The organism is Nostoc sp. MG11 (genome assembly GCF_014904695.1).
In the GTDB taxonomy this organism is placed as follows: domain Bacteria; phylum Cyanobacteriota; class Cyanobacteriia; order Cyanobacteriales; family Nostocaceae; genus Komarekiella.
The window spans coordinates 1-773 of the sequence record NZ_JACXXN010000206.1 but is presented as its reverse complement, the minus strand read 5'-3'; the positions used below and the strand labels follow the sequence as shown (position 1 = coordinate 773).

Genomic DNA, 773 nt, shown 5'->3' with positions numbered 1-773 from the left:
GCGGTTTACGGCACATGGGCAGTGCCTTTTGCAAAGGATATGGGTTCTCGAATTAGCTTGCTAACACAGCACCACTATCCAAAGGGCCCTCCAAACAATCCCTCCGTAACGATTAGTAATTTGTTGAGTCCTGATCAACGTTTAGACTATTTGCTTCAAAACCTTCGTATAGCTGCTCAACAACAGGGTTTGAAATATCGAATTACTGAGAGTAACTCTGTTTTTAGTGGTGGAAAAGAGGGTGTCAGCAATGTATTTGCAGCAGCTTTGTGGGCAACCGATTTTATGTTTATTCTCGCGCAAAACGAAGCAATGGGCGTAAATTTTCACGGTGGTGGTCTGGGACTCTATACACCGATTGCAGAAGAGATTAACAAAAATTTCTTCGCCCGACCGCTTTACTATGGAATACTACTCTTCAAACTTGCAAGTCAGGGACGTTTTTTACCTATAACTATCAGTCAAAACACTCTCAACTTAAAAGTATATGCTGTGCTGGGATGGAACAACAACGTGATGCTTACTTTAATTAATAAGGATGAAACACAGAGTGCCCAAGTTTTAATTGACCTCCAGGACAGAATTACTGTAGTATCAGCTTTGCGTTTAAGTGCCCCGTCGCTTAGTAGTACCTCGAATATCACCTTAGGTGGCAGTAGCGTTAACTCTGATGGTTCGTGGACACCTGGCTCCTTTGAAAACATCCAAAAATCCGGAAACTATTATTCGGTTTTAGTACCCGCAGCCAGTGCAGCGCTCATTACCCTCCCAAA

Annotated in this window: 1 protein-coding gene; it reads left to right on the top strand. The window is 42.9% G+C overall.

Going from position 1 to position 773, the window contains the following annotated elements:
- Positions 1–21: 21 nt before the first annotated feature.
- Positions 22–773, top strand: a 752-nt coding sequence (locus HCR01_RS40645) for a glycosyl hydrolase family 79 C-terminal domain-containing protein (RefSeq protein WP_320073275.1), incomplete at its 3' end; no start/stop codon positions are given.